This is a genomic window from Streptomyces sp. NPDC054840 (assembly GCF_053611065.1).
In genome coordinates this window covers 1-3562 of sequence record NZ_JBSGZP010000725.1, presented here as the reverse complement: position 1 = coordinate 3562, position 3562 = coordinate 1, and the positions used below count along the sequence as shown (strand labels likewise).

3 protein-coding genes are annotated in these 3562 nt (G+C 67.8%); all 3 read left to right on the top strand.

The genetic code is table 11. The annotated features are described in order from the left end of the window. Nucleotides 1-96 precede the first annotated feature (96 nt). Entirely contained in the window at nucleotides 97-1029 is a 933-nt protein-coding gene (locus tag ACWGIU_RS32960; RefSeq protein ID WP_033222142.1) for a branched-chain amino acid ABC transporter permease, read from the top strand. A gap of 5 nt (nucleotides 1030-1034) precedes the next feature. Beyond that, entirely contained in the window at nucleotides 1035-2759 is a 1725-nt protein-coding gene (locus ACWGIU_RS32955) for a branched-chain amino acid ABC transporter permease (RefSeq protein ID WP_453711779.1), read from the top strand. A 5-nt stretch (nucleotides 2760-2764) separates the two neighbouring features. Further along, nucleotides 2765-3562: ABC transporter ATP-binding protein (locus ACWGIU_RS32950; protein WP_453711778.1), on the top strand; the 798-nt coding region annotated here is incomplete at its 3' end.

The window sequence follows — 3562 nt, the reverse complement described above, 5'->3', positions numbered from 1 at the left end:
CAGCACCACCCCCACCACCTTAACCACCGCCGCGCGAGGGCGCAAACAGCGCCCTCGCGCGGAGTCTTATCCGACACGCTCATCGGAGGCCCTGCGGTGCACGAACTGCCGCAACAGCTGGCCAACGGCCTGGCCCTCGGTGCTCTCTATGGCCTCATCGCCATCGGGTACACCATGGTCTACGGCATCGTCCAGCTCATCAACTTCGCCCACGGCGAGATCTTCATGATCGGCGGCTTCGGCGCGCTCAGCGCCTACGCCATCCTCCCGACCGGCACCTCCCTGCTGATCGCGATACCCGTCATGATCATCGGAGGTGCCGCCACCTCCGTCGCCGTGGCCTGCGCAGCCGAACGCTTCGCCTACCGCCCACTGCGCAGCGCCCCCCGGCTCGCACCCCTCATCACCGCAATCGGCCTCTCGATCGCGCTCCAGCAGCTCGTCTGGCAGTTCTACCCGGACGCCAAGAAGGCCGTCAGCTTCCCTGAATTCAAGGGCGCCGCCTTCAAGATCACCGACAGCCTTGCGATCCAGCGCGCGGACCTCTTCGTCCTCATCCTCGCCCCGCTCTGCATGCTCGCCCTCGGCATCTTCGTCCAGAAGAGCCGCAGCGGCCGCGCCATGCAGGCCACCGCGCAGGACCCCGACACCGCGAAGCTGATGGGCATCAACACCGACCGCATCATCGTCATGGCCTTCGCCATCGGTGCCGCGTTCGCCGCCGTCGCCGCCGTCGCCTACGGCCTCGACAAGGGCCAGATCAACTTCGAGATGGGCTTCATCCTCGGCCTCAAGGCCTTCACCGCAGCCGTCCTCGGCGGCATCGGCAACATCTACGGAGCCATGGTCGGCGGCGTCGTCCTCGGACTCGCCGAAGCCCTCTCGATCGCCTACATCGAAGACATCCCCGGCATGTCGCAGCTCGGCGGTGGCGCCTGGTCCAACGTCTGGGCCTTCGTACTCCTCATCGTCGTCCTCCTCGTGCGGCCACAAGGCCTGCTCGGCGAGCGCGTCGCGGATCGGGCGTGAGAACCATGACCACCAACACCACCCCGCAGACCGCCGACACGGTGAAGCAGGCCCCCGCGCCCACCACCCTCCTCTACGCGGTCATCGCCGGCAGCCTCCTCACCATCGTCAGCGCCTTCCTCGCGTGGACATGGACCGCCGAATTCCCCGGCGACCTGACCTACTACGGCAGCCCCGCGGGCCTCCAGTACGTCACCCTCGCCGGAGCCGCCCTCACCCTCGCCCACGCGCTCTCCGCGCTCGGCATCAAGGGACTGCGCTGGCTCACCCCCAACGGCTCCCGCAAGGCCATCTTCTTCCTCACCCTCGGCAACCTCGCCGCCACCTGGTTCACGGTCATCTCCATCACCGTCGTCCTCGGCGGCGTCGTCAACCTGGAACCCGGCGCCTACGTCGCCCTCGTCGGCACGCTCATCCCGGTCCTCGCCGTGAACAAGCTCCCCGACGACACCCGCAAGGCGACCCCCGCCAAGCAGCTGCCCTCCTGGGCCGAAATCCTCATCATCACCGGCGTCTTCGCCATCGGCCTCTTCGTCATCACCTTCGGCATCGACACCGATGACAAGGAACCGCAGCTCTTCGTCGCCTACCTGATCACCGTCGGCCTCGCGGCCTTCGCGCTGAACAAGTCCGGCCTCTTCGCCCGCCTCGGCGGCCTCACCGCCAAGCACCGCCAGGTCACCCTGATCGGCTCCGCGGCCGCCGCCATCGCCTTCCCGTTCATCCAGCAGAGCGGCGACACCTACACGCTCATCGCGGTCAACATCCTGATCTTCGCGACCGTCGCCCTCGGCCTCAACGTCGTCGTCGGCCTCGCCGGCCTCCTCGACCTCGGCTACGTCGCCTTCCTCGGCGTCGGCGCCTACGCGGCCGCCCTGGTCTCCGGAAGCACCGCATCCGCCTTCGGCATCCACCTCCCCTTCTGGGCAGCGGTCATCGTCGGCGCCCTCGCCTCGCTCATCTTCGGCGTGGTCATCGGAGCCCCGACCCTGCGCCTGCGCGGCGACTACCTCGCCATCGTCACCCTCGGCTTCGGAGAAATCTTCCGCATCGCCATGGGCAACCTCGACGGCACCTCCGGCCCCGACATCACCAACGGCCCCAACGGCATCCCCAACATCCCCCACCTCGAACTCTTCGGGTGGAACTTCGGGGAATCCCACATCGTCGGCGGCATCACCCTCGGCGCCTACGCCAACTACTACTTCCTGATGCTGCTCGTGATGGCCCTGGTCATCGTGGTCTTCGCCCGCGCCGGCAGCAGCCGCATCGGCCGCGCCTGGGTCGCCATCCGCGAGGACGAGACCGCCGCCGAAGCCATGGGCATCAACGGCTTCAAGGTCAAGCTCATCGCCTTCGCCCTCGGCGCCACCCTCGCCGGCCTCGCCGGCACCGTCCAGGCACACGTCAACAGCACGGTCGTCCCCGAGAACTACGTCTTCGCCGGGCCCGTCCCGCCGAACTCCGCGTTCCTCCTCGCCGCCGTCATCCTCGGCGGCATGGGCACCATCCGCGGCCCCATCCTCGGCGCCGCACTCCTCTTCCTGATCCCGGCGAAGCTGGCCTTCCTCCAGGACTACCAGCTCCTCGCATTCGGCATCGCCCTCATCCTGCTCATGCGCTTCCGCCCCGAAGGCCTCATCGCCAACAAGCGCGCGCAGCTCGAGTTCCACGACGACACCGCTGACCAGGCCCCCACGGACCTGGCCACCGCCAAGGCGGGGGCGTGAACAACATGACGACCACCACGGACACCACCGGCACCACCACCAAGACCACGGTTCTCGAAGCCAAGGGCGTCACCATGCGCTTCGGCGGCCTCACCGCCGTCAAGAGCGTCGACCTCCAGGTCAACGCAGGCGAGATCGTCGGACTCATCGGCCCCAACGGCGCCGGCAAGACCACCTTCTTCAACTGCCTCACCGGGCTCTACGTCCCCACCGAGGGCAGCGTCAGCTACAAGGGCACCGTCCTGCCGCCCACACCCCACAAGGTCACCGCAGCCGGCATCGCCCGCACCTTCCAGAACATCCGGCTCTTCCACAACATGACCGTGCTGGAAAACGTCCTCGTCGGACGCCACACCCGCACCAAGGAAGGCCTCTGGTCCGCCCTGCTCCGCGGCCCCGGCTTCAAGAAGGCCGAAGCCGCAAGCGAAGCGCGCGCCATGGAACTCCTCGAGTTCATCGGCCTGGAGAACAAGGCCCAGCACCTGGCCAAGAACCTCCCCTACGGCGAACAGCGCAAGCTGGAAATCGCCCGCGCCCTCGCCAGCGACCCCGGCCTCATCCTCCTGGACGAGCCCACCGCCGGCATGAACCCGCAGGAAACCCGCGCTGCCGAAGAACTCATCTTCGCCATCCGCGACATGGGCATCGCCGTCCTCGTCATCGAGCACGACATGCGCTTCATCTTCAACCTCTGCGACCGCGTCGCCTGCCTCGTCCAGGGCGAAAAGCTCATCGAAGGCACCGCGTCCGAGGTCCAGGGCGACGAACGCGTCATCGCCGCCTACCTCGGCGAGCCCTTCGAG

What these genes read in the sequence shown, in the direction of transcription:
- ACWGIU_RS32955 (WP_453711779.1), top strand. Translation starts at nt 1,035, where the DNA reads ATGACCACCAACACCACCCCGCAGACCGCCGACACGGTGAAGCAGGCC.